The organism is Thermovirga lienii (genome assembly GCF_036847465.1).
GTDB classification, from domain to species: Bacteria; Synergistota; Synergistia; order Synergistales; family Thermovirgaceae; genus Thermovirga; species Thermovirga lienii.
Genome location: NZ_DAITZW010000003.1, coordinates 90,191 through 113,700 on the forward strand (window position 1 = coordinate 90,191; position 23,510 = coordinate 113,700).

Genomic DNA, 23,510 nt, shown 5'->3' on the forward strand with positions numbered 1-23,510 from the left:
GAGCCGGCCCTAGAAGGGCCGGCTCTTACGTTTTTAAATTCAACAAAATCGGTTGACCGACAGAGGTATTTGTGCAAAAATACACTTGCTAGGTTCGGATGAAGGCCGCAAGAGAGACCTCTGCCCTGTAAGGGATAAAAGAGGCGCCGAAGGTGCAACCCTAGCGGAAGGTTGCTGGGGGAAACTCTCAGGCTAAAGGATTGCGGCTGGACGAGTCTCTGAACACGATGCCCCTCTGTCTCTTGTGGCATCGCAGGAACAGAGAACCCACCTATTCAAGTAATAGGGGGTTTTCCAATGTTCGACGAATACAAAGAATATAAGGTCGTTTCGAACAATCCTCTGCTCGAAGGTAAGGTTTCTTCTTGCCTTGAGCTAGTCAGTGGTGGTGCTTTATCTGTTTTTGAGAAAGCGAGAGACTACATACACTTAGGGTGGACCCTTCTAAATCATCCCCTTTACGGTAATTTTACTCCGAAACAGCAACCTTACAGAACTATACTTCTTGGCCGCAAAGCGGTAGAGGATCACAAGTTTCATCAGGTGGATTTGGATTCACTGCAGCTAATAGAAGGTAGTATCCAACGATTTTCCTCCGGTTTCCCTGAGGGAGCAAACCCCCTTTCGTTCAAACATTTTTCCCAAGAGATTCTTGATGATTTTGCTACCGTAGATTTGTACCTTGTGTCAGTTAACTTGGAAAGATACGGGATAAAGCTTAATACAGCATAGCTGGAATTGTTAAAAGGCGCTCCGATGTGGAGCGATCAGAAAGATTTTTAAAAGGAGGTGAAAGAGATGATAGAGGTAAACAAGGATAATTTTGAGGACGAAGTTATCAAAAGCGAACTGCCAGTAGTGGTAGACCTGTGGGGGCCAAAGTGCGGTCCTTGTTTGGCGTTGATGCCTCAGGTTGAGGAGCTTGCAAAGGAATACGAAGGCAAGGTTAAGTTTTGCAAGCTCAATGTGGCAGAAAACAGGAGATTGGTGATTTCCCTCAGAGTGATGGGCGTTCCTACGTTCCTTTTCTACAAAGATGGGGAATTGAAGGACAGGATCACAGGCGGGGATGTTACACCTGAGGCCATAAGGGAGAGAGTGGAAAAGCTGCTCTAGTAGAAAGAATACGACAATGAAAGGAGGGATTGAGTTTGAGGTTAGAACTGCATAAGGTGAAAGTAAAGGATTTACAGTGGGGGGAGAAGACTTCTTTTGATGGGGGCGTACTATACATTAACAAAGAAGAAATAGAAAAAATGCTTTTAGAGGATGAACGTTTCGTTAAAGTATCTGTCGACCTCGCTAGACCTGGAGAAAGCGTAAGGATCATGCCTGTAAAGGATGTCGTTGAACCCCGATGCAAACTCGAAGGGGAGAACGAAGTTTTCCCTGGATTCATAGGCGATGTGGATACAGTGGGTTATGGTAAAACTTTGGTGCTTTCCGGCGCTGCAGTCGTGACATGTGGCAAAATAGTCGGGTTCCAGGAAGGAATCATCGACATGTCAGGCCCTGGCGCGGAGTACACTCCTTTCTCCAAGACAAATAACGTTGTTTTGGTTTTTGAACCCAAAGAAGGGCTTGAGAAGCATGACTATGAAGCTGCTTGCCGCGTGGCCGGTTTGAAGGTGGCTTATTATTTGGCCTGTGCCGCAAAAGGGGCAAAGGCCGATGATGTGGAGGTTTATGAGCTACCTTGCTTTGCCGAGGCCATGAAGTCCCATGAGGGCCTTCCTAAGGTGGCATATCTTTACATGCTGCAATCCCAGGGGTTGCTCCATGACACCTATGTTTATGGAGTAGATGCTAAAAAGATATTGCCCACGCTAATACACCCCAACGAAGTAATGGATGGAGCAATTATTTCTGGCAACTGCGTCTCCGCCTGCGACAAGAACAACACTTATTCTCATCTCAACAACCCTGTTATAAAGGAAATGTACGCAAGGCATGGCAAGGATTTTAATTTTGTTGGGTGCATAATCACCAACGAGAATACCACACTTGCAGATAAGAAGAGAAGCTCCTCCTATGCGGTAAAACTTGCCAGGCTTTTAGGGGTTGATGGGCTCATAATCACCGAAGAAGGATTTGGGAACCCAGATACAGACCTGATAATGAACTGTCGCAAGGCAGAAAAGGCGGGCATCAAAACGGTTCTTTTGACTGATGAATATGCAGGTAGGGATGGTGCAAGCCAATCCCTTGCTGATGCCTGCCCTGAGGCTGATGCAGTGGTCACCGCTGGTAACGCAAACGAAGTGGTTGTGCTACCTAAGATGGACAAGGTCATTGGTTTCCCAGAGTATGCTGACGTAATAGCAGGAGGTTTCGACGGTTCCCTTAGAGAAGACGGCTCCATTGAAACGGAAATTCAGGCAATAACTGGTGCCACCAGTGAGCTTGGTTTCAATAGGATAGCTGCTTACACAGGTTAATGTTTTAGGTTAGGACTTAAAGATTAAAGACAGGGGGTGTAAGTCATGGGTAAGCTAGCGGGGAAAAAGCTGATCCTCCTAGGAGAGCGCGACGGCGTCGCCGGGCCGGCTATGGAGGAGAGCTTGAAAAACAGCGGTGCTGATATAGTTTTCTCCGTAACAGAATGCTTCGTCTGAACGGCTGCAGGAGCGATGGACCTGCAGAACCAGCAGAGGGTTAAGGATGCAGCAGAAAAATTTGGCCCAGAGAACGTAGTTGTGGTATTGGGTTCTTCCGATCCAGAAGGGGCCGAGATATATGCTGAGACCGTCACAAACGGTGATCCGACCTTTGCAGGTCCATTGGCAGGAGTCTCGTTGGGACTCGCCGTATATCATGTTTTCGAGCAGGAGATCAGGGAAGAGGCTGACCCCTCCATCTGGGAAGAACAGATTGGCATGATGGAGATGGTCCTTGACACTGAAGCACTTGCTGAAGCGGTTAAAAAGATCAGAGAGCAGTACAGCAAATATTCCCTTTAGACAACAGATATCTGCGGAAGGGGGGGGAAGAATGGCGTATCGAGTAGTGCATTACATAAACCAGTTTTTTGCTGGTGTTGGAGGAGAAGAAAAAGCTGACTACAAGCCTGAGGCACGAGATGGTGCAGTAGGGCCCGGGATGGCGCTTAATGCTGCCCTTGGCGGTGAGGCAGAAATTGTAGGAACGGTTATATGCGGAGATTCCTACTTTGCCGACAATATAGAGGAGGCAAAGAAGCAGATTCTTGAGCTTATTGCGGGATTCAAGCCAGATGCCCTGGTAGCAGGTCCGGCTTTTAATGCCGGTAGGTACGGTACGGCCTGCGGTGCAGTTTGCGAAGCTATTGCCAAAGAGCTTGGCATACCCACTGTCACTGGTATGTACGAGGAGAACCCCGGTGTCGATATGTTCAGGAAGGCAACATACATAGTAAAGACGGCGGATAGCGCCAGGGGCATGAAGGATGCCATACCTGTAATGGCTAAGCTCCTACTCAAACAGCTTCGTGGAGAGCCCATAGGAAGACCAGAGGAAGAGGGTTATATTCCTAAGGGCGTAAGGATCAACTACTTTGCAGACAAAATAGGCGCTGCAAGGGCAGTTGAGATGTTCGTGAAAAAACTTAAGGGCGAGCCGTACGTTACGGAGTATCCAATGCCCGTGTTTGATAGGGTGCAACCCAATCCTCCTATAACAAATATGGCCGAAGCCACTGTGGCTTTGGTGACATCGGGAGGAATTGTTCCCAAGGGCAACCCCGATCATATTGAGGCGTCCAGCGCGTCCAAGTATGGTGAGTACAGTCTGGCAGGAATGGAGACCATCACCTCTGAGACTCATGAGACTGCTCATGGTGGATATGACCCCACGTATGCCAATGAGGATCCTAACCGGGTTCTTCCGGTGGATGTCATGAGGGAGTTGGAGAAAGAAGGGGTCATTAAGAAGTTCCATGAGGTATACTATTCAACAGTTGGTAACGGAACTTCTGTTGCGAACGCTAAGAAATTTGGAGCCGAGATTGCGCAGAAACTGAAAGATGCCAACGTCAATGCAGTAATAGTGACTTCGACCTGAGGAACCTGTACTCGTTGCGGTGCAACGATCGTAAAAGAAATTGAAAGAGCAGGTTTGCCTGTGGTTCATGTCTGCACGATAGTGCCCATTTCCTTGACTGTAGGAGCTAACAGAATAGTTCCTGCCGTTGCTATACCTCATCCATTAGGAGATCCAACAAAAACCAAAGAAGAAGAGAAAGCGATACGCAAGCATCTCGTAATGAAGGCCCTTAAGGCTCTTCAGACAGAGGTGGAAGACCAAACTGTATTTAATGATTAACATTTAAAAGGGAGGGGGAGGTGTGTCTTTCCCCTCCCTTTTTAGGAGGAGGAAATCAAAATGGCTAAAGCATCGATAAAAGGCTATTCTTACTGCTTAAATCACGTTCCAAATCTGGCTTTTCATTACGGCAATACTCCTTTCACGGAGAGAGTTTTGAGAGGAGAGACGGAGTTCTTAGGAAACCTTAAGGGTAAAATGCAAAGTTTCGAAGAGGCTTGCGCATATGCTCCCAACCAGGCCTACATAGGTGGCATTTCTTTAACGGATCTGGAGCAGCAGCCTAGCCCTATGTACGAAAATAGATTGAAGAGTTTCGACCGTTTTGGCAAATATGGGGAAATAATGCCCGAGGACGAATTCATTGGGCTGATGGATATATGTGATGTCTTCGACATAATATGGCTAGAGCAAAGTTTCGCTGCAGAAATAAGGGAAAAGTTGGAGAAACACCCCCTTTTGAATGAATCTCACTTAAAGAGACTTGAAAGTGGACATGCCGAAGAAGAGATATCAAAAGAAGTAAGCGAGCAGGAGGCTCTTCCTTTATATTTGGGTGAAAGGCTTGTGGGATGCTGCAGGAGGGGGCACGAGACGGATGAGTGTCTTTCATCGTATGTCCTCCTGGAGAACATAGCTTGTAAGGCCGGAGGAGTGCTTTCCTTGCTCCATTTGATGAAGAATGCAGGTTTGAAACCGGAAGAAATTGATTATGTCATAGAGTGCTCAGAGGAGGCAGCTGGAGATGCCAACCAGAGAGGTGGAGGCAACTTCGCCAAGGCTGTGGCGGAGATAGCTGGATGCAGCAACGCCTCTGGCTGCGATGTCAGAAGCTTCTGCGCTGGTCCCGTGAACGCGATCATTGCAGGCGCATGCCAGGTTGCATGTGGAGCCAGGAAAAACGTGGTTGTCTTGGCAGGGGGTGCAGTGCCCAAGCTTTACATGAACAGCCGAGATCACGTGAAGAAAGGTATGCCAGCTTTAGAAGATTGTCTTGGTGGATTTGCCGTTCTTTTGGGGCCATCAGATGGAGAAAATCCTGTAATAAGGCTCGATGCACTGGGGAAACACTCTGTTGGAGCCGGTGCCTCTCCGCAAGCCATAACCAGCGCTTTGGTCTGGGAGCCCCTTCAGAAATTGGGACTGGATTTTAACGACGTAGACAAATACGCAGCGGAGTTGCAGATACCTGAGATCACGTTGCCTGCTGGAGCAGGTGATGTGCCTCTGGCTAATTTCAAAATGATTGCAGCACTCGCTGTCATGAAAGGGCGTTTGGAGAAGAGCGCCATGAACGAATTTGTCAAAGCGAAGGGCATTCCAGGGTTTGCCCATACTCAAGGGCATATTCCTTCGGGTGTTCCCTTCATAGGACATGCTTGTGACGCCATAAAGGCCAATGAAATGAAAAGGGCTATGATCATTGGTAAAGGTAGTTTGTTCTTGGCAAGGTTGACTAACCTCTCCGATGGAGCTTCCTTCGTTATAGAACAGGACCAGAAGGAGGAAGAGAAGGCGGCGCTCACGAGAGAAGAGATAAGGGAAACCATTCTGGATGTGCTGCAGGAACTGGCAGATGACCTTAAGAAGGAGCAATGAGGAGTGTTGTCTCATGGATAGCTTAAAAAGGATAATAGGAGAAGAGCTTTCTGAGATAGTTCAGAAAGCCAGATACGGCGAAAAGCCGATGAGAGTGGGACTCATGGCTTCTGGTAGTGAGCATGGAGACCAGGAGTTGCTGGAAGGAGCGCTCCTTGCTAGGGCCAAAAACAAGGGCGTAGAGGTTGTTATGATAGGTCCTAAGCCTGCAGACGATCATGGCTTCGAATGGATCGAAACTTCAAAAGATGAAGGCGAAGTCGCAAAGGCCATGGAAGAAGCTTTGAGCTCAGGTGCCATAGATGGTGCAGTGGCTTTGCACTATCCATTCCCATTGGGGGTTACAACTATAGGTAGGGTGGTGACCCCAGCCAAGGGCAAGGCCATGTTTATCGCTTCCACGACAGGAACGAGCTCTACTTCCAGGCTGGAAGCTATGGTACTCAACGCTATTTATGGAAACGCCGTGGCAAAGGCCGTGGGAATAGAGAATCCTAAAATTGGTATTCTGAACGTTGAAGGAGCTCAAGTGGTCTATAGAAAGCTATCAGAGCTCGTTGAACATGGCTATCCTTTGACCTTTGGAGAGAGCGTCCGCAAAGATGGGGGAGCTATCTTAAGAGGTAACGACCTTTTGGCTGGTGCTGTTGACGTCTGTGTGACCGATACCTTAACCGGGAACGTACTGATAAAACTTTTTTCAGCCTTCAACACAGGTGGAAGCTACGAGGCTCTGGGATGGGGATATGGGCCTTCCGTAGGAAAAGGCTGGCCCTACATAGTATCCATAATCTCCAGAGCATCGGGTGCTCCGGTGATATGCAACGCCATAGAATTCACAGCGGAAGCAGCCAGAGGGAAACTTGGGAACGTAGTTGAAAGAGAATTGAAATTGGCCGAGCAGGCAGGTCTTTCTGGGGTGCTTGATTCTATGCGACAAAGTGCTCCAACGACGAAAGAAGAAGTGACGCCACCACCTGCAGAACCTACGGAAGAAGAAGTCCATGGCATAGACGTCTTGTCTATAGAGGATGCGGTAAAGGAACTCTGGAAAAATGGCATTTATGCCGAATCTGCCATGGGATGTACGGGGCCAGTTGTAAAGGTGTCGGCGCAGAAGCTAGCTAAGGCTACAGAGGTGTTAAAGGAAAAGGGATATATATAAGTAAAAACTTTGTAGCTTTGTAATGTCAAACTTAACACGAAAAGAGGTGTTGTCCCTGGTTATTAGTTGAGCGTGGTAACCGCTTGTAAAGGGGATGCACCTCTTTTTTGTGTTTAGCTTGATGATATAATTAGGGCGTAGTTGTTTGTGAAGGAGGTGATTAATAAAAGTCGAGGTGCTTGGTTTTCCTGCGATTCGGGGGAAAGTTGTAGGGGAAGTCGTGTGGGTTAAGAAGAGGAGGGATTACAGTTGGAGACCTTAATGAGGATCAACGGTATTGTTAATGGTTTTGTGTGGGGGCCACCTATGCTGGCTTTGCTGGTGGGAACGGGCATATACCTCACGATCATTTTGGGTTTTCCGCAGGTTAGGTATTTTGGATTTATGTTTAAAGAGGTGCTAGGTAAGCTAGGAAAGAAAGCAGAAGGTGAAGGTACCATTTCTTCTTTTGGTGCTCTGGCCACTGCTTTGGCTTCAACTGTTGGTTCAGGAAATGTTGCCGGGGTCGCGACAGCCTTGCATTTGGGCGGACCGGGTGCCCTATTCTGGATGTGGGTTACCGCTGTGTTCGGTATGACCACCAAGATGACCGAAGTTGCGCTTGCCGTGAGGTTCCGTGAAAAGGACGCTGCAGGCAACTGGCGCGGCGGAACCATGTATGTTATGGAGAAAGGCCTAGGGCAGAAGTGGCTGGCTTGGCTATTTGCCTTTTTTACCACCTTTGCAGCTTTCGGTATAGGTAACGCCATCCAGGCTAATTCAACCGCTGAAGCTCTTTATTTGGGATATGGCGTCCCCCACTGGGTGTCGGGGATAGTCGTAGCTGTTTTGGTTGCTTTGGTTATACTGGGAGGTTTGAAGAGGATCTCCGACGTCACTACATACCTTGTTCCCTTCATGGCTATCTTTTACATTGTAGGTGGACTTATCGTAGTTTTCATGCACATAGATATGGTTCCTGCTGCTATAGGGCAAGCCGTTAAATATGCTTTCAATGATCCCATGGCTATGCCTGGAGCCATAGCAGGATGGTCTGTTAAGATGGCTTTGACCAAGGGTGTCGCCAGGGGGGTATTCTCCAACGAAGCAGGATTGGGTTCTGCTCCAATGGTTCATGCTACCGCCATAGTTGATCACCCTGTGAGGCAGGGGTGCTATGGCCTTTTCGAAGTGTTTACTGACACCTTGGTAGTGTGTTCCATAACTGGCATAAGCATTTTGGCCACCGGCACTCTAACTGGTTCTCCTGACCTTACGGGGGCTCAGCTAACACTGACAGCTTTCCAGTCTGTTTTAGGGAAAACCGGAGTCATGGTTCTCTCCGCTGGTTTGGCAATGTTTGCCTTCTCAACCATTTTGGGGTGGTACTGGTACGGTGAGACCGGAGCTACGTACATCTTCGGCCTTAAAATAACCCCCATATACAAAGCCCTTTGGATTTTGGTTGTTGTCGTGGGAGCTTGGGGAGGAGGAGGTGAGTTCCTCTCCAATATATGGAACCTTTCAGATACAATGAACGGTTTGATGGCCGCACCTAACTTGATAGCCCTTTTGTGGTTGTCCAACGAGATGCGCAAGTTGGTGAAGGATTTTGACGCGAAGAGGAAGCAGGGGTTAATAAAATAAGTAATTTGTTTTGCACTGATATAGCGACGCGCGGGGGACAAAATGTCCCCCGCAGATATTAATCAGAGGGGGTGAACGCCTTGAATTTTCGCCCAACCAGGATGGAAGTTAACCTTGAGAATATCAAGCATAACTTCTTACAGGTCAAGGGGCTGTTGAAGGCAAAATCCCAAATTATAGGGGTAGTAAAGGCCAATGGCTACGGAATGGGTATGGTTCAGGTAGCAAAGACTCTCATAGAAGCAGGGTGCTCAAGATTGGCTGTTGCAACTCCTGATGAGGCTATCATTCTCAGAGAAAATGGGATCTATCTTCCAGTACTAGTTTTGGGGCCTTCCCCGGCGTCAGTAGCAGAGGAGTACGTAAACAAGGATATATCATCCACGATAACGGACCTGTCTTTTGCCGACGCACTAAGCAAAGCAGCTATCGACTTGGGTAAGAGAGCAAGAGTTCACATCAAAGTCGATACAGGTATGGGCCGTATCGGCTTTTTGCCTGAAGAGGTTCCTGAAGTAGTAGAGAGGCTCCTTTTAATGAAGGGACTTGAAATCGAGGGGATATTCACTCATTTTGCTACGGCTGATGAGCGAAACGGGTCGTACACCGAGACACAATTTAAGCGATTCTGTGACGTACTTGATGTTTTGAGGACGAAGAACGTTCACTTTAGGTTGAGGCATTGCTGCAATAGCGCAGGGACGTTGAACTTTAGTCACATGCACATGGATGCAGTAAGGCCGGGAATAATTCTCTATGGTATGTGGCCCTCTGAATGGTGCAAAAAAAAGATAAAGCTTAAAAGAGCCTTTAAGGTTGTTACTGCAGTGGCATGCGTTAGAACTCTACCGCAAGGTAGTGGCATAAGTTATGGATTGAGATATATGACTAGAGGAGAGGAGAGAATAGCTGTATTGCCCATAGGATATCATGATGGGTATCCTAGGAGTCTCTCAATGAAGACCGAAGTCCTGATAAAAGGACAAAGAGCACCGATAGTGGGCAACATCTGCATGGATCAAACAATGGTGGATGTTACTCATATCCCTGATGTAAAGGTAGGAGACGAGGTGGTTTTGGTAGGGCCGCAAGGGAATGAAGAAATAACTCCCGAGGAAATAGCGAAGCACTTGGGGACCATTAACTACGAAATACCGAATTTGTTTACACCCAGGGTTCCCAGGGTCTACGTTTAAATGGAGAAATAGATAAAATAAAGGTGTAAGGGGTTGAAGGTTTTTGCTGTAAGATATACAATATACACTGCGGCTAGCGGAATCTATCAAGTTAAAGAGGAGGCGTAATTTTAATGAAAATAGGGTGCCCTAAGGAAGTCAAAAACCACGAATACAGGGTTGGGTTGATACCCGCTGCAGTGCACGCTTACGTGGCTGCAGGTCATGAAGTGTTCATTCAGAAGGGTGCAGGATTGGGGTCTGGTATAACTGATGATGAGTATGTAGCCGTTGGTGCCAAGATTTTGGATACGGCAGATGAGGTTTGGAACGTAGCAGATATGATAGTTAAGGTCAAGGAGCCTCTTCCTGAGGAATACGACAGAATGAAAGAGGGACAGCTCATTTATACGTATTTCCACTTTGCGGCCGATGAAGAGCTGACCAAAGCCTGCATGGAAAAAAAGATAATAGCTTTAGCATACGAAACCGTTACAGAAGCCAACGGTTCGCTGCCTCTCCTCAAACCCATGAGCGAGATAGCAGGTAGAATGTCCGTTCTCATGGGAGCGTACTACCTTGCCAAGCCTTATGGCGGAGAGGGCTTGCTCCCAACGGGTGTTCCTGGCGTAGCACCTGCGAACGTTACCATAATTGGTGGCGGAACGGTGGGAACCAATGCAGCCAAAGTAGCTGCTGGCCTGGGATGCAAGGTGACCATACTGGATATAAACCCAGATAGGCTTGAGTACCTGGAGACCATAATGCCGGCCAACGTCTTCCCTGTTTACAGCGACAAGGTCAATTTGGAAAAAGCCCTCCAGGAGGCGGATATAACGGTGGGAGCAGTTCTGATTCCTGGAGCCAAGGCTCCTAAGCTTATCAAGAAGGACCATCTGAAGATGATGAAGCCAGGCTCAGTGATAGTCGATGTGGCTATAGACCAGGGTGGCTGCACCGAAACTTCAAAGGCTACGACCCACAGTGATCCTATCTATGTTGTGGATGGAGTGATACATTACTGTGTTGCTAACATGCCGGGAGCTTATGCAAGGACTGCAAGCTTTGCCTTGAACAACTACACCATACGTTATGGTCTACCTCTGGCGAACAAGGGCGTGGAGGCTGCATGTAAAGAAAGCCCAGCCCTCTTGAAAGGCCTGAACATGTACAAAGGCAAGGTCACTTGCAAGGCTGTCGCGGAGGCATGGGGTCTGCCTTATACACCTGCAGAGGAAGTTCTGGGTTAAGGTAAATTTGCAATAACAAACGGCGGCCTTTCAAGGCCGCCGTTTTTTTGTTTGCTGATAGAGGGTATAATTTCAGTGCATAAACGAAAGGGGAGAGTTTGGTATGGAGATAAACATAAAAGAGGTTCTGCGCGATTATAAAGAAAGGGAACTAAACGAGGAGCTTATAGAGGCTCTGAAAGATGCAGCCAGGAAATGTCGCCTTTGGGCTTTGACCATGACCACGGCAGCCAAAAGTGGACATATAGGCGGTTCCTTGTCCAGCATGGAAATGTATCTTCTCATCTATGGTCTTGCGAACTTAACGCCGCAAAATGCAAGAAGCACCGACAGAGACCATGTGGTGATAAGCCATGGGCACACATCTCCCGGAGCATATGCAGCTTTGGCATACTATGGTTTTATTGATGCAGAGGAGGTTATGGCTCTCTTCAGGAAGGGGGGCAGTCCTTTCCCTGGTCATGTAGAAAGGGAGGTCCCCGGGATAGATTGGAGCAGCGGCAATTTGGGACAGGGCTTAGCTGCTGGTGTAGGTTTTGCCTTGGCTAAGAAGGCGAAGAAATCAAAGGATCATGTGTTCGTATTAATGGGAGATGGAGAGCAAGTAAAGGGTCAAGTCGCAGAAGCCAGGCGGGTGGCTGTGAAAAATGCTTTGGATAACATTACCGTTTTGGTGGATTGGAACGATATACAAATTTCGGGGAAACTGGAAGAAGTAATGCCGTTTAACATAGTTTCCCTTTGGGAAGCTGATGGTTGGAAGGTTTACGAGGCTGATGGGCACGACTTTGCATCTATTTATAGAGTTGTAAGACAAGCTATGGAAGATGACTTGCCCTCTGTGGTTTTGTGCAGGACGACCATGGGTAAAGGCGTTTCGTTCATGGAGGGGACTCCTGATTTTCACGGAAAAGCAGCGTCAGAGGAACAATACAAGAAGGCCGTTATGGAGCTAGGCGGAACACCGGAACTATTGGATCGTGCTAAGGTAAGTAGAATCCAAATGGCTGGCAAAAAAACGATTGAATCCCTTCGCAAGGATTTTGGCGTGTTCGTTGAGCTGGGTAAGCCCAGAACATATCTTCCAGATGTCAAGACTGACTGTAGATCCGCTTTCGGTGAGGCTCTCATGGACATAGGGCTGGCAAACTATAAAATTCCAGGGAGAACGCCAATTTTGGTATTCGATTGTGACTTGGCAGGGTCAGTTAAGGTCAATGGTTTTGCTAAGAGCTGCCCAGATTGGTTCTTTGAAATGGGAATCCAAGAGCATGCAACGGCAACGGTCGCAGGCGCAGCTTCCTGCGGAGGGGTTGTGAGTGTGTGGGCGGACTTCGGTGTTTTCGGCTTGACAGAGGTTTATAACCAGCAGAGGCTCAACGATATAAATGAGACAAACCTCAAGCTGATATTGACTCATATAGGGCTTGACGTAGGAGAAGACGGTAAGACTCACCAGTGTATAGATTACATTGGACTAATGCGGAACATGTTCGGGTGGAAGCTGGTTTTGCCTGCGGATCCCAACCAAACGGACAGGGTGGTAAGGTGGGCCATAGGTTCTCACGGTAACGTATGTGTTGCCATGGGTAGGAGCAAGGTGCCAGTGATAACTAAAGAGGACGGAACTTGCTACTATGATGAGGAATATGAGTTTGAGTATGGGAAGTCAGATTTGCTTCGTGATGGTACCGATGGGGCGATTTTGTGCTGTGGGCACATGGTTTACAGGGCCATAGAAGCCTGGGAAAAACTCAAGGCCAAGGGAATCTCCGTCAAGATTTTCAACGTTAGCGCGCCACTAGCGATAGATAAAGCCACTATAGAAGAGGCAACCAAGACAGGATTGGTTGTTACTTACGAAGATCACCACTGGCGAAGCGGACTGGGTTCCATAGTTGCTGAAAAAATGTTGGAGTTGGGGTGTGTTTCCAAATTTGTGAAGCTAGGAGTCCATAGATATGGAGATTCAGGAACCGCTGAAGAGGTAATCTCCTTGATGGGGTTGTCCCCTGATAATCTGGTGGAGGTAATAGAGAGTAACCTAAAGTAGGCAAAAACTTTCAAAAGGAGCTGTGGATATGGAAATTTTTACCTACGGGGGACCCATATTATGGGTGTTGACCATATTGTCGGTTTTGTCCTTGGCAATAATTTTGGAGAGACTCTGGTTTTTCAAGGTACAGTCCACTGACCCTCAGAAGTTGGAAACTGCTTTGGGAGAGAGGCTGTATCTTGGGGATCATAAGGGCGCAGCGGAACTTTTGATGTCTGGAAAATCGTCTCTCCATAGAGTTCTTAAGGTAGCTGTAGACCATTGGAAAGCTGATTCAGATGCCCTTCAGATCTTACTGGAACAAGAGGTAAGAAGGGAGCTTTTCAAGCTTGAAAGGGGCTTGAGCTTTTTGGCAGTGGTCTCAAGAATTGCCCCTCTTTTAGGGCTTTTAGGTACCATATTGGGGATGATAGACGTATTTCGCAATTTGCCTGGATTTAGCGGGGCAAATATGGCAATGATGGCTGAAGGAATATGGAAAGCTTTAATTACCACGGTTGCCGGTCTTTCTCTTGCCATTCCTGTCATATTGAGCTTAACGTACCTTCAATCGAAGGTGGAAGACATGGAAGAGACTCTTTCTAGAGGCGTGGATTTCATCATAAGGGAAAAATTGTTAGGGAGAGGCGAGAATGTGGAAGGACAAAACTCATAAAAGTCCTCCAATAATATTTTTCCTAGCCGTCGTATTGGTTTTTGTGGGGTGGCTTGCCGCGGATTCAGCAGAGGCAGACGAGGGAATCAACAGGATCGTGTCTTTGGCTCCCAGCGTGACTGAATCGCTAGAGCTTTTAGGTTATACGTCTAAAATAGCGGGAGTTACAAGTTACGACCCGCTAAGAGAAAAGGGAAATGTTGATTCTGTTGGTGGATTCTCCAATCCGTCGCTGGAGAAGATCATGTCGCTGGATCCCGATTTAGTTATAGGTGTCTCTACGTTTCACCATGAGATATTGGAAAGGATAAAGGCCTTTGGAGTGGGGGCTCTTGAGATAGAGCCTCACCGGCGCCTGATGGAGGTAGAAAAAAGCTTTTACAGGATCGGAGATGCCCTTGGTTGTCTTCGAAAAGCCGAAGAAACTTGGCATAACGTCGTAGTCAAGTTGGACAAAATAAGGGCTCTCGTAAAGGAGACCTTTCCTGAAGGCAGTCCTTCTGTGCTTATTGTCGTATGGCATGACCCTTTGACTGTCGTTGGTGGATACAACTACATAGACGATATCTTGGACTGGATTGGTATACGTAACGCGGCGGAGGAGATAAAGTTTACTTTCCCCAACATAGATAGAGAAAGACTTCTTTTGATGGATCCTGATGCAATATTGATCGCATCTGCAGAGACAGGCATGTCCATGGGGGTCCAAGATTTTTTAAGTGAATTTGGCAAGCTGCCGATTGACGCGATCAAGAAGGGAAAAGTAGCTCTTGTTAAAAGTGACCTTTTATTTCATCCTGGGCCTAAGGCACCGGAAACTGCCATGCTCGTACTGGAAGCGACGGCTAACCTTTATGGAAAGAAGGTCAAAAAATGAAAAGAAGACCAAGAACAAGAACTTCTCCGGAAGTGGAGCTTACTCCTCTAATAGATGTCCTTTTCTTGTTGGTGGTTTTTTTGGTCTTAACTACAACTTTCGCCAAAAGTCAGTTAGGTGTCGCTTTACCTGAAGCGAAAGGGGAGACCTCTTCAGTTGAACCGGTAATAATCGAAATTTTGGCGGATGGAGATTTTAAGGTAGATGACAAAGTTGTGGATGAAAAAGACCTCCTACCGCTTATAGAAAACATGAAAATTAACAAAAGAAGTGTGGCTGTTGCGGCAGATAAGCGTTTGCCCTATGAAAAGGTTATATCTCTTTTAGATCTCCTTAAGGAGGCAGGAATTTCTGAAGCGGGACTGCTAGTGGAGGAGCGAAGGGAAAATTGAAGCGCATTATTGTATTTATAATAGCAAGTTCCCTAGTTCATGGTTTGTTGTTTTACTTCATACCTAAAATTTCCCCCTCCCGTGAGCGAGTAAAAGCAGAGGATAGAATAGTAGTAAAGTTGGAATTTCTAAAACCCCAAAAAGTAGTGAAAGAAGAGCCAAAGACCGTTTCAAGGGTTGCAGAGCCGCTAGAAGAAAAGCAATCCCCTAAAATGGTCGAAACAAATGAAAGCAAAGCCAATGAAACCAAGGCTGTAGACGAAAAAAAAATAACAAATAAAAAAACAGTCCAACAGGCATTGCAAAGGGAAACCAAGACAAAGCCGGAAACCAAACAACTCAATGTACAAAAAGAGACAAAAAAGATCGAAGAAACTCCACGTAGTAGCGAAAGTGCGGAGAAAAAGCCCCAAGAAGCATTGGGGGAAAAAGTACCAGTTGGCAGTCTTCAAGTATCTGAAAGGGGAAACGAGTCCGAAAAACATGTATTTGTGAGCGAGGAGATGGTTTTAAAGAAGGTCTCTCCTATTTATCCCCTGTTAGCAAGAAGAAAAGGCCTTTGCGGAGAAGTTCTTTTGATGGTGGAGCTTAACAAGGACGGCAGCATAGCAAACATAGCGGTAAAAAAAAGCAGTGGGTACGATATTTTAGATAAAGCAGCGTTAAGTGCCGTAAAGAGGTGGATTTTCGCTCCCAATATAGGAAACACTGTCATTGTCCCAGTGGTTTTTGAATTAAAATAACCTTCCTAATACATACTTTGCTGGCCTTAGGAAGTTTTGCACATGAGTGATTACTTACTGTAGCTTGTTTTTAAAATGATTGGTTACCAAGGGGATGTTATTGGTGTACAATGTAAAAATGATGATTTTATGCTCTACGAAATTGGGAGGCCTCTAAATGAGTATCCGTAAGCTCTTTACGGTAGCTATCGGATTCTTGGTACTTATCATTTTCGGCAACTTAGTGCTAAATTATTATGCTCAGATAAAGTGGAAATATAATCAGCTTGATGGGACCATGTCCAGCGAGCTTGATGGTATATCTCAGCAGATTGATAAAGAGCTTTCCTTGCTGAAAAATTCCATATTTACAAATGAAGATTCAAATGCTGCGCCTTTTTCTACAGCCTTCAATTTTTCTCTTAGGGAAGAAACTCATTTAATGGATTTGTTGAAATCCCACGATAAGTCTTCTCTTTTGGCTGAAGGATACGCTATCTATCGTGTCCCCCGTAAAGGAAAGGATAACACCTTTTTATTGTGGAAGCATCCAGAGGGCAGGGTTTTAACGTGGGCCATGGAGCCTAATTTTCAGTGGCTGAGGCGAACCTTGCACTTGAGCGATAATAAAGAGTTTTTGATTTTCGTAGGGCCTGGCGGTGAGGTGTTGTGGAAGAGTCCATCGTATTTCTTGGAAGGTACCGAAAACCTTCATGGTCCTATAATCTACAATGTCAAAGGGCCGTGGTTTAAGGACCTTAACGGCAGGCTGTATTGGGGTAAGTATAGCCCCATCATGGGAGGCAGTGTCAGGCTTTACGTATTGATTCCTCTGAAGCGTTTCTTCTACTTGCTTTGTGGCAACATTCTAAGCATGGCGGCCTTTGATGTTTCTTTGCTCATCATAATAGTGGGGATTGGTTTTTTAGTCTTCAAATATGTATTGGCTCCAATGGAAGAGATTACGGTATTGGCCTCGGATATGCAGGATAAACTGTTTACCGCTACAACACCGAAGGATCTATCCATAACGGTTTCTAAAGTGGCAAGGGGGGTACGAGAGATAATTTCCCGTAGCAAGCTTGAGGAAGTAGGAATACTTTGTCAGGCTCTATCTAGCGCCCTCCAGAGTTATGTTTATCAGCAGGAGAAACTACTAGCTAGCGGAGAAAAAATGGCTGAGCTCAATAAAACGTTACAGGCTACCAATGAAGCTCTGATCACAAGGGATAGGGCATGGAGGAGGATAATAGAGATCTCCAAAACAGTCACCATGACAACAGGTTTCAATAAGGGATTAGGCAGGATTGCAGATATAATACGAGAGGCAACAGGTGCCAGTGAGGTGGTTATTTCAAAGAAAGAGGGTAACGAATATCTGCCTTACACGGAAAGCGGCTACGGGGTCAAGCTTTCTGACGTAAAGAGGAGCCTAGACCTTAGACTAAAGGATGCTTCGTTCAAAGAAGACAATGTTTTGTGGATAGAGGATGTGTATACTGATCCATTGTCGTTGGCTATTGGAGCCCCAGTCAAGAGCGAGGCCATTTTCCCTGTGTTTCATTTAGGCAGACCCGTTGGAGTTATTTACCTGGGATGGGCCAAGCCCAAGAGGGAAAGTCAGGAGGTTTTGGATCTCCTTTTGCCCATAACGTCTTATATAGGAGGAATGATAGATTCAAAGAGCGCGCTGCAGGGGTTGAGGCAGTCCTATCAGTATATGGTTGAGAGGATCCAAACAATAACATCGATCTTCCACGAGGAAACCTCTGCTCATTTGGAGAGGGTCGAAAAATACTGTTTTTTGCTTGCCAAATCTTTATCCCTTCCGGCAGATCAAGTTGAGGATATAGCGCTGTTTTCTCGACTCCACGATATAGGCAAGATGAAGGTCCCTTTGGATTTGCTGACCAAACGTGATGCCCTTGCAGAGGAAGAGTTCGATATTATAAAAAAACATACCATATGGGGCGCAGAGATATTAGGCGATGCTCCTTGGCTTCGGATAGGCAGAGCTATATGTTTGTATCATCATGAGAAATGGGATGGCAGCGGATATCCATATGGATTAGCGGGTGAGGATATCCCAGTTGAAGCTAGGGTAGTTGCCCTTGCTGATACATATGATGCTCTCCGTTCAAGAAGAGCATACAAGGAGCCCTTCTCTCACGAAAAAGCTTGCGAGATAATAACGAAAGGGGATGGAAGAATAGAACCATTCCATTTCGACCCTACGCTGCTTTCTTTGTTTGTTGAAATTGAGCAGAGTTTCGATGAAATATATAATTCTTTCGAAGAACCAGAGGGCGTAATAAGCCTTTGAGCCTATAAAGGCAAAAAATTAACGTGCGAGGTTGATTACATGCTTAAGGATAAAGATGTTGTATTTTTATGGTCGCCAGAAAAAGGCGATACTTTTTTGTTGAATTTGGAGGAAGGTGCCAAGTTGGATAGCAGACTTGGCGTGATCAATCATAATGACATAATAGGTCGCTCCTACGGGGACGGAGTAAGGACTCACCTGGGGAGCATGTTCTACATATTAAGACCCAATGTCCTTGAGTTCAGCCGGAGGATAAAAAGAAAAACCCAAATTATTTTCCCCAAGGAAATAGGTATGATCATCGTGGCCCTTGGTGTTGGACCAGGATCAAAAGTGGTTGAGTGTGGGACAGGTTCGGGTAGTTTGACTGCGGCTTTGGCACATTTCGTGGGGGACGAGGGCAAAGTATATACATATGATAGAAGAGAGGAGTTTTCCCTTCTTGCGAGGCGCAACTGCGAAAAGTGGAACGTTGCCCATAGAGTGGAATTCAAAGTAAAAGACATCGCTGAGGGATTTGACGAGCGAGACGCAGATGCTCTTTTCTTGGATGTGCCTACTCCTTGGGATTATCTAAGACAGGCTAAGGAAGCTCTCTCTCCTGGCAGTAGGCTGGGAATCCTGGTTCCCACCACGAACCAAATAGAGAAAACCCTTGAGGGCCTTAACGATCACGGTTATGTGGATATTCAAGTTATGGAACTTTTCTTGCGTTATTACAAAACTAATGCGAAAAGAATAAGGCCGGAGGATATTATGGTAGGCCACACGGGTTATCTCATATTCGCTTCCACTGTGAGGGATATAGCGTAGATGAAAACACAAGGGCGGGTTCTTTTGCACATATGCTGCGCCCCAGATGCAACGGTGCCCTGGACGGAGCTCCTCAAGGAAAATGAGGATGTATGGGGATATTTTTATGGATCCAACATACATCCGAAGGAGGAGTATGACAGGCGGCTAAACGCTGTAATACAACTTTCTGAGACCTTGGGGGCGCCTTTGTTGGTGGAACAGCGTTATAGCCCTTTGTCTTGGCTTTTAAGTTTGCGCGGCCATCTTTACTACCCAGAAGGAGGGGTAAGGTGTGCCCTTTGTATAAGGGCCCAGTTGGATAGCGCTGCCCAGGTTGCACGTGAGGGAAACTTTGCCTACTTAGGTACCACTCTCACCATAAGTCCTCATAAGAAACCAGACCTTATCAATGCCATGGGAAGGGCGATATCCCGAAGATACGGCCTTAAGTGGTTGGACGTGGTTTGGCGAAAGAATAATGGTTTCTTGTGTTCTGTTGAGATGAGCAAGAGGTTAGGCTTGTATCGGCAAAACTATTGTGGTTGTATTTTAAGTTTTAGGGGTGAAAAACATGATAAAAAACAAGGCGCTGCACGAGCTTCCTAGCGGCAAGCTGCCTCCAGAGGTTTTGGAAAGTTCGGTGCTTTCCTTTTGTGGTTTCAAAAGGCCAGAGGTTCTTGTGGGGCCAAGGGTTGGCGAAGATGCCGCGGTTATAAAGTTGAAAGAAGATGAGTATCTCATCGTCACCACGGATCCCATAGTAGGGGCGACGAAGGGCGCTGGTAGACTTCTGGTCACGGTGAACTCCAACGACGTGGCAGCTAAGGGGGGAGAGCCCTACTACCTGGCTACCACCATGATCTTTCCTAAGCATACTACCAAGGAGTCAATACAGGAGTTGGCAAAGGAAATACATGAAGCCTGTAAGGAGATCAATGTGGCCGTGGTTACTGGCCATACTGAGGTCAATACGAGGTATTCTTCACCTGTTATATGCGGGACGATGATAGGAAAGGCAAATAAACTTTTCTCGGCAGATCAAATAAGGCCTACGGATGTAATATTGATGTCCAAGCATGTCGGATTGGAGGGCATGTCCATTTTGGCTTCAGACAGGCCCGATTTGTTGTCCAGGTTCTTGTCACCTTCCGAAATAGAAGAAGTAAAGAGCTGGGTTTCCGAAACCAGCGTATTGAGAGAAGCCAGGATATTTAGAAAATACGCTAAGTTTATGCACGACCCCACGGAAGGGGGAGTATTGGGAGGCCTTTCGGAGCTCATGGAGCTGACGGGGTTGGGAATAGAGCTGTTCAGGGAAAGTCTTCCCATACATCCCGTGACAAGAAAGCTCTCTGAACTGTTGGAATTTGATCCCCTTCATCTTATCTCTTCAGGAGTGCTGATAGCTGTGGTTTCAGCCAAAGATGCAGAGGCCGTGTTGGAGGATTTTTCTTGTGCCGGAATAGATTGTGCTGTTGTGGGCCGTTTTGTGGAAGGAAAGGGCAACATTGAGGTCGATTATACCGAAGAGCTGTGGAGGTTAATGGAGGTCAAGTAAGAAATGGTTTTTTCTGGAGCTTTGATAAACAAGAGATTGGATAAATTACGGGAGAAAGCTATAAACAAGACGACAGATGCCGTTTTTGTTCCCGTGATAGAAGGCTACAACTGGCAAAGCTGTTACTATTTCTCTGGATTCACAGGGTCCAGTGGAGCAGTAGTAGTAACCAAAAGGGACGCTTTTTTTATAACAGATGCCCGGTACACTACTCAGGCAGCTTTTGAAGTTCCCTTTGAGGTTGTGGATCGTAAGGGAAGCAGGCTGATAGATGGGGCAATCGAGCTGATGAAGAAGCTTTCGATCAAGAGACTGGGCGTCCAGGAAGATAAGATGCCCGTTTCCTTGTATTTTTCGCTGGCAAAGGAGTTTGAGATGTTCGATGTTTCCCAGGATGTTTCTTCTATAAGGCGAAAGAAATCAAAAGAGGAAGTCGATCTGATAAAAAAAGCGTGTGACTTGGCAGCCTGTGCGTTGAAAGACACAGTAGCTTCCATTAAGGGCGTAAGAACGGAGAAAGAGTTTGATGCCCTTTTGGAATACAATTTGGCCAAGATCGGTGCCGATGGAGGTTGGCAGGACCACAAGTTCATTGTAGCTTCTGGTGCAAGAAGCGCTCTTCCCCATGGGAGGGCTTCTGATAAGGCATTTACTGTAGGGGAATGGATAACCGTTGATTTTGGTGCTAGGTACAAGGGGTATGTGAGCGACATAACCAGGAACGTTTTCCTAGGTGACATTCCAGAGGAATGGAAAGATCGTCATGAAATACTATTGGAGGCCCAAAGGGCTGCTGCTCAGGTTTTAAGGCCAGGAGCCCAATGTGCAGATGTAGATGCAGCAGCAAGAAATGTTATTGAGAAGGCAGGGTATGGGAGCGCATTTACCCATGGAACCGGCCATGGGATAGGTCTTGACGTTCATGAGGCGCCGACTTTATCCCCTTCTTCCAAGGACGTGCTCGTTGTAGGGGACGTAGTAACTATAGAGCCAGGGATATACATTGAGGGTGTAGGAGGCATGAGGGTAGAAGACAACTATGTCATAACGCCTCAAGGTGCGGAATGTATATCCAGCGCAGTACCCAAGGTTTTTTTGGTTTCTATCTAAATCGTTTTTGGTGCCAAGCCCAAGCTGTCGATACTATAGTTTCGAGGTCCGAATGCTTCATCTTCCATTGTAATTTTTCTTGAGCCCGCTGCGAAGAGGCTATTAATACTGCCGGGTCGCCTTCCCTTCGGTTTCCATATGAAACGGGGAAGTCGATGCCCGTAACCTTTTTTACAACTTGCACTATTTGATTGACGCTGTAGCCTTTTTCACTTCCCAGGTTGAAGGACTCACAATCCAGTTCGCCCTTTTGGAGTTTCTCGAAGGCCAGCAAGTGGGCCTCCGCCAAATCGCTTACATGGATGAAGTCCCTTATGCAGGTTCCGTCATAGGTGGGGTAGTCGGTGCCGTATATGGTAAATTCCTTCCTTTTGCCCAAGGCCGTGTTGAAAGCTATGGGCAGCAAGTGAGTTTCGGGATCGTGATCTTCCCCGGCCCTACCTTCGGGGTCTGCTCCTGCAGCGTTGAAGTACCGCAGGGAAACGCTCTTCAGGGAGTAAGCTGCGAAGTAGTTTCTTAACATCTCTTCTATGACGAGTTTTGTATGGCCGTAAACGTTTTGGGGGTTTTTAGGCGAATCTTCAGTTATGGGAACGTGTTCTGGTTCACCGTACACTGCGGCAGTGGATGAAAACACCAGGTTTTTAACGCCGTATTTTACCATTGTTGACAGGAGGTTTATGGTGCCAGTAACGTTGTTCACATAATAAAGGTCGGGTTGTTTCATGGACTCAGGAACGATGCTCTTTGCTGCGAAATGGAAAACACCCTCAATGGGGAATTTTTGGAAAACTGCCTCCACAGAGCTTCTGTCGGTTAGGTCTCCTACTACCAAGTGAGCTTTACCAACGAGGTCCCTATGCCCAGTCGATAGATTGTCCAAAACCACTACATCTTTTCCTTTATCCAAAAGCGCCAGAACGGTGTGGCTTCCTACGTACCCTGCGCCGCCTGTAACGAGTATCAAAGGTTTTCCCCCCAACATTTTTAAAAATTTTTGAATAACGACCAGTGAAAGTTATAGCACAATTGCACTCTTGCGCCAAGATGAACAAGCCGAAGCGCAAGTTGAAAGATGAAGGTACAACGTTGATAAAGTCTTTTAGACAAGCTCATATATTGCTTACAGAATTTTCTTGACACATGGTTTAGTTAATATTATATTAAAAAACAAATGGTTTGCAATGGAACGCAATCTGTATAGAGCCAGAGGTTTATTTTGGTGTGTGAAAAACGAAGCTACGCCCTGGGCATCGAAGAGTTATCTGACTTCTGGAATATGTCGAAATCTGTACTAGATATACTCAGAAGGTTATCCGTTGGTTGGAGGACCTGCCTGTTCTGCTAGGGCTGCGCAGGTAGAATAAACGGTAGTGCAAAAAGCAGGGGAAACGAGTAATGATGGAGTCCATGGTGGATAAGGTTCTGCGAAAGATTGGCGAGACATGTTACCTCTATCATCGTCTGATCCTGATAGTGGGTCCAGCAAGAAGTGGAAAAACGTCTGTAATGCAGAAAGTTTCAGAAATAACATCTGTGCCGCTTGTTAACGTCAATCTTGAGTTGTCTCGTCGAATGCTGGAATTGACTGAACGTCAGCGAACTTTTAGCCTGCCGAAGCTTTTAAGTGAAGTTGTGGAAGAAGTAGCAAACGAGTTGGTTTTACTTGACAACATCGAAATCCTTTTCGATATCCATCTAAAGCAGGATCCTTTACGCCTTCTTCAGGGATTATCCCGGGATAAGACGGTTGTGGCTGCTTGGAACGGATCCGTTGTGGACGGTCACATAATCTATGCTGCTCCAGGACACCCTGAATACCGACGCTATCCAATTTACGATGAGCATGGTGCGCAGAAGTTCCTGTTTGTCTGCACAGAGGTGGGAACATGAATAAAACAAGAAGAG

The 23,510-nt window shown here is 46.5% G+C and carries 22 protein-coding genes and 1 riboswitch; of the genes, 21 read left to right on the forward strand and 1 reads right to left on the reverse strand.

The genetic code is table 11. The features are described from left to right. The first annotated feature begins 98 nt into the window (after positions 1-98). Positions 99-213, forward strand: a riboswitch (glycine riboswitch). Between the two features lie 84 nt (positions 214-297). From V7Z69_RS02345 to V7Z69_RS02440, 20 genes are all read left to right on the forward strand, one after another. Continuing rightward, positions 298-732, forward strand: a complete 435-nt coding sequence (locus V7Z69_RS02345; protein WP_334138298.1) for a GrdX family protein — start codon at positions 298-300, stop codon at positions 730-732. Positions 733-798: 66 nt separating this feature from the next. Further along, on the forward strand, positions 799-1,116 hold the full coding sequence (locus V7Z69_RS02350) for a thioredoxin family protein (protein ID WP_014163437.1): 318 nt from the start codon (positions 799-801) through the stop codon (positions 1,114-1,116). A 35-nt stretch (positions 1,117-1,151) separates the two neighbouring features. Beyond that, positions 1,152-2,438 (forward strand): glycine/sarcosine/betaine reductase component B subunit, encoded by a 1,287-nt coding sequence (locus V7Z69_RS02355; protein WP_014163436.1) that lies wholly within the window; start codon positions 1,152-1,154, stop codon positions 2,436-2,438. Positions 2,439-2,483: 45 nt separating this feature from the next. Next, a complete protein-coding gene (grdA, locus tag V7Z69_RS02360) occupies positions 2,484-2,960 on the forward strand; it encodes a glycine/sarcosine/betaine reductase complex selenoprotein A (protein WP_334138300.1) in 477 nt (158 codons plus the stop codon). Positions 2,961-2,991: 31 nt separating this feature from the next. After that, positions 2,992-4,299 carry a glycine reductase complex selenoprotein B gene (gene grdB / locus V7Z69_RS02365; RefSeq protein WP_334138301.1) on the forward strand — a complete coding sequence of 436 codons (1,308 nt, stop codon included), beginning with the start codon at positions 2,992-2,994 and terminating at the stop codon, positions 4,297-4,299. Between the two features lie 60 nt (positions 4,300-4,359). Continuing rightward, positions 4,360-5,898, forward strand: coding sequence for a glycine/sarcosine/betaine reductase complex component C subunit beta (gene grdC, locus V7Z69_RS02370; protein WP_334138302.1), 1,539 nt, complete (start codon positions 4,360-4,362; stop codon positions 5,896-5,898). A gap of 13 nt (positions 5,899-5,911) precedes the next feature. After that, complete coding sequence (grdD, locus tag V7Z69_RS02375) at positions 5,912-7,063, forward strand: glycine/sarcosine/betaine reductase complex component C subunit alpha (protein WP_334138303.1); 1,152 nt, start codon at positions 5,912-5,914, stop codon at positions 7,061-7,063. Positions 7,064-7,312: 249 nt separating this feature from the next. After that, positions 7,313-8,689 (forward strand): alanine/glycine:cation symporter family protein, encoded by a 1,377-nt coding sequence (locus V7Z69_RS02380; protein ID WP_334138305.1) that lies wholly within the window; start codon positions 7,313-7,315, stop codon positions 8,687-8,689. Positions 8,690-8,769: 80 nt separating this feature from the next. After that, positions 8,770-9,885, forward strand: a complete 1,116-nt coding sequence (alr, locus tag V7Z69_RS02385; RefSeq protein WP_334138307.1) for an alanine racemase — start codon at positions 8,770-8,772, stop codon at positions 9,883-9,885. Positions 9,886-9,998: 113 nt separating this feature from the next. Further along, complete coding sequence (ald, locus tag V7Z69_RS02390; RefSeq protein ID WP_014163429.1) at positions 9,999-11,114, forward strand: alanine dehydrogenase; 1,116 nt, start codon at positions 9,999-10,001, stop codon at positions 11,112-11,114. A 103-nt stretch (positions 11,115-11,217) separates the two neighbouring features. Continuing rightward, entirely contained in the window at positions 11,218-13,167 is a 1,950-nt protein-coding gene (locus V7Z69_RS02395) for a transketolase (RefSeq protein ID WP_014163428.1), read from the forward strand. A 28-nt stretch (positions 13,168-13,195) separates the two neighbouring features. Beyond that, positions 13,196-13,825, forward strand: coding sequence for a MotA/TolQ/ExbB proton channel family protein (locus V7Z69_RS02400; RefSeq protein WP_014163427.1), 630 nt, complete (start codon positions 13,196-13,198; stop codon positions 13,823-13,825). Further along, positions 13,803-14,702, forward strand: a complete 900-nt coding sequence (locus tag V7Z69_RS02405) for an ABC transporter substrate-binding protein (RefSeq protein WP_334138310.1) — start codon at positions 13,803-13,805, stop codon at positions 14,700-14,702. Before V7Z69_RS02400 ends, V7Z69_RS02405 begins: the two co-directional genes overlap by 23 nt. Then, positions 14,699-15,094, forward strand: coding sequence for an ExbD/TolR family protein (locus V7Z69_RS02410; protein ID WP_014163425.1), 396 nt, complete (start codon positions 14,699-14,701; stop codon positions 15,092-15,094). Before V7Z69_RS02405 ends, V7Z69_RS02410 begins: the two co-directional genes overlap by 4 nt. Then, on the forward strand, positions 15,091-15,837 hold the full coding sequence (locus tag V7Z69_RS02415) for an energy transducer TonB (protein ID WP_334138314.1): 747 nt from the start codon (positions 15,091-15,093) through the stop codon (positions 15,835-15,837). The genes V7Z69_RS02410 and V7Z69_RS02415 overlap by 4 nt, the downstream gene beginning before the upstream one ends. A gap of 157 nt (positions 15,838-15,994) precedes the next feature. Further along, a complete protein-coding gene (locus V7Z69_RS02420; protein ID WP_334138316.1) occupies positions 15,995-18,139 on the forward strand; it encodes an HD domain-containing phosphohydrolase in 2,145 nt (714 codons plus the stop codon). 39 nt (positions 18,140-18,178) lie between these two features. After that, entirely contained in the window at positions 18,179-18,952 is a 774-nt protein-coding gene (locus V7Z69_RS02425; RefSeq protein WP_334138318.1) for a tRNA (adenine-N1)-methyltransferase, read from the forward strand. Next, positions 18,953-19,540 carry an epoxyqueuosine reductase QueH gene (locus V7Z69_RS02430; RefSeq protein ID WP_334138320.1) on the forward strand — a complete coding sequence of 196 codons (588 nt, stop codon included), beginning with the start codon at positions 18,953-18,955 and terminating at the stop codon, positions 19,538-19,540. It begins immediately after the preceding gene. Continuing rightward, on the forward strand, positions 19,506-20,492 hold the full coding sequence (locus V7Z69_RS02435; protein ID WP_334138322.1) for an AIR synthase family protein: 987 nt from the start codon (positions 19,506-19,508) through the stop codon (positions 20,490-20,492). Before V7Z69_RS02430 ends, V7Z69_RS02435 begins: the two co-directional genes overlap by 35 nt. Positions 20,493-20,495: 3 nt before the next feature. Further along, positions 20,496-21,602 (forward strand): M24 family metallopeptidase, encoded by a 1,107-nt coding sequence (locus tag V7Z69_RS02440; RefSeq protein ID WP_334138323.1) that lies wholly within the window; start codon positions 20,496-20,498, stop codon positions 21,600-21,602. Here V7Z69_RS02440 and galE read toward each other — a convergent pair. Further along, positions 21,595-22,569: a UDP-glucose 4-epimerase GalE gene (gene galE, locus V7Z69_RS02445; RefSeq protein ID WP_334138324.1), complete on the reverse strand. Its 975-nt coding sequence runs from the start codon at positions 22,567-22,569 to the stop codon at positions 21,595-21,597. The two genes, V7Z69_RS02440 and galE, sit on opposite strands and share 8 nt — an antisense overlap. A 431-nt stretch (positions 22,570-23,000) precedes the next feature. On the opposite strand from galE, the gene brxF reads away from it, so the two are divergent. Continuing rightward, positions 23,001-23,495, forward strand: a complete 495-nt coding sequence (gene brxF, locus V7Z69_RS02450; RefSeq protein WP_334138325.1) for a BREX-3 system P-loop-containing protein BrxF — start codon at positions 23,001-23,003, stop codon at positions 23,493-23,495. Positions 23,496-23,510 lie beyond the last annotated feature (15 nt).

Coding starts and splice junctions, on each gene's coding strand:
- V7Z69_RS02345 (WP_334138298.1), top strand. CDS start 298: ATGTTCGACGAATACAAAGAATATAAGGTCGTTTCGAACAATCCTCTG.
- V7Z69_RS02350 (WP_014163437.1), top strand. CDS start 799: ATGATAGAGGTAAACAAGGATAATTTTGAGGACGAAGTTATCAAAAGC.
- grdC (WP_334138302.1), top strand. CDS start 4,360: ATGGCTAAAGCATCGATAAAAGGCTATTCTTACTGCTTAAATCACGTT.
- grdD (WP_334138303.1), top strand. CDS start 5,912: ATGGATAGCTTAAAAAGGATAATAGGAGAAGAGCTTTCTGAGATAGTT.
- ald (WP_014163429.1), top strand. CDS start 9,999: ATGAAAATAGGGTGCCCTAAGGAAGTCAAAAACCACGAATACAGGGTT.
- V7Z69_RS02395 (WP_014163428.1), top strand. CDS start 11,218: ATGGAGATAAACATAAAAGAGGTTCTGCGCGATTATAAAGAAAGGGAA.
- V7Z69_RS02400 (WP_014163427.1), top strand. CDS start 13,196: ATGGAAATTTTTACCTACGGGGGACCCATATTATGGGTGTTGACCATA.
- V7Z69_RS02405 (WP_334138310.1), top strand. CDS start 13,803: ATGTGGAAGGACAAAACTCATAAAAGTCCTCCAATAATATTTTTCCTA.
- V7Z69_RS02410 (WP_014163425.1), top strand. CDS start 14,699: ATGAAAAGAAGACCAAGAACAAGAACTTCTCCGGAAGTGGAGCTTACT.
- V7Z69_RS02420 (WP_334138316.1), top strand. CDS start 15,995: ATGAGTATCCGTAAGCTCTTTACGGTAGCTATCGGATTCTTGGTACTT.
- V7Z69_RS02425 (WP_334138318.1), top strand. CDS start 18,179: ATGCTTAAGGATAAAGATGTTGTATTTTTATGGTCGCCAGAAAAAGGC.
- V7Z69_RS02430 (WP_334138320.1), top strand. CDS start 18,953: ATGAAAACACAAGGGCGGGTTCTTTTGCACATATGCTGCGCCCCAGAT.
- V7Z69_RS02435 (WP_334138322.1), top strand. CDS start 19,506: ATGATAAAAAACAAGGCGCTGCACGAGCTTCCTAGCGGCAAGCTGCCT.
- V7Z69_RS02440 (WP_334138323.1), top strand. CDS start 20,496: ATGGTTTTTTCTGGAGCTTTGATAAACAAGAGATTGGATAAATTACGG.
- brxF (WP_334138325.1), top strand. CDS start 23,001: ATGATGGAGTCCATGGTGGATAAGGTTCTGCGAAAGATTGGCGAGACA.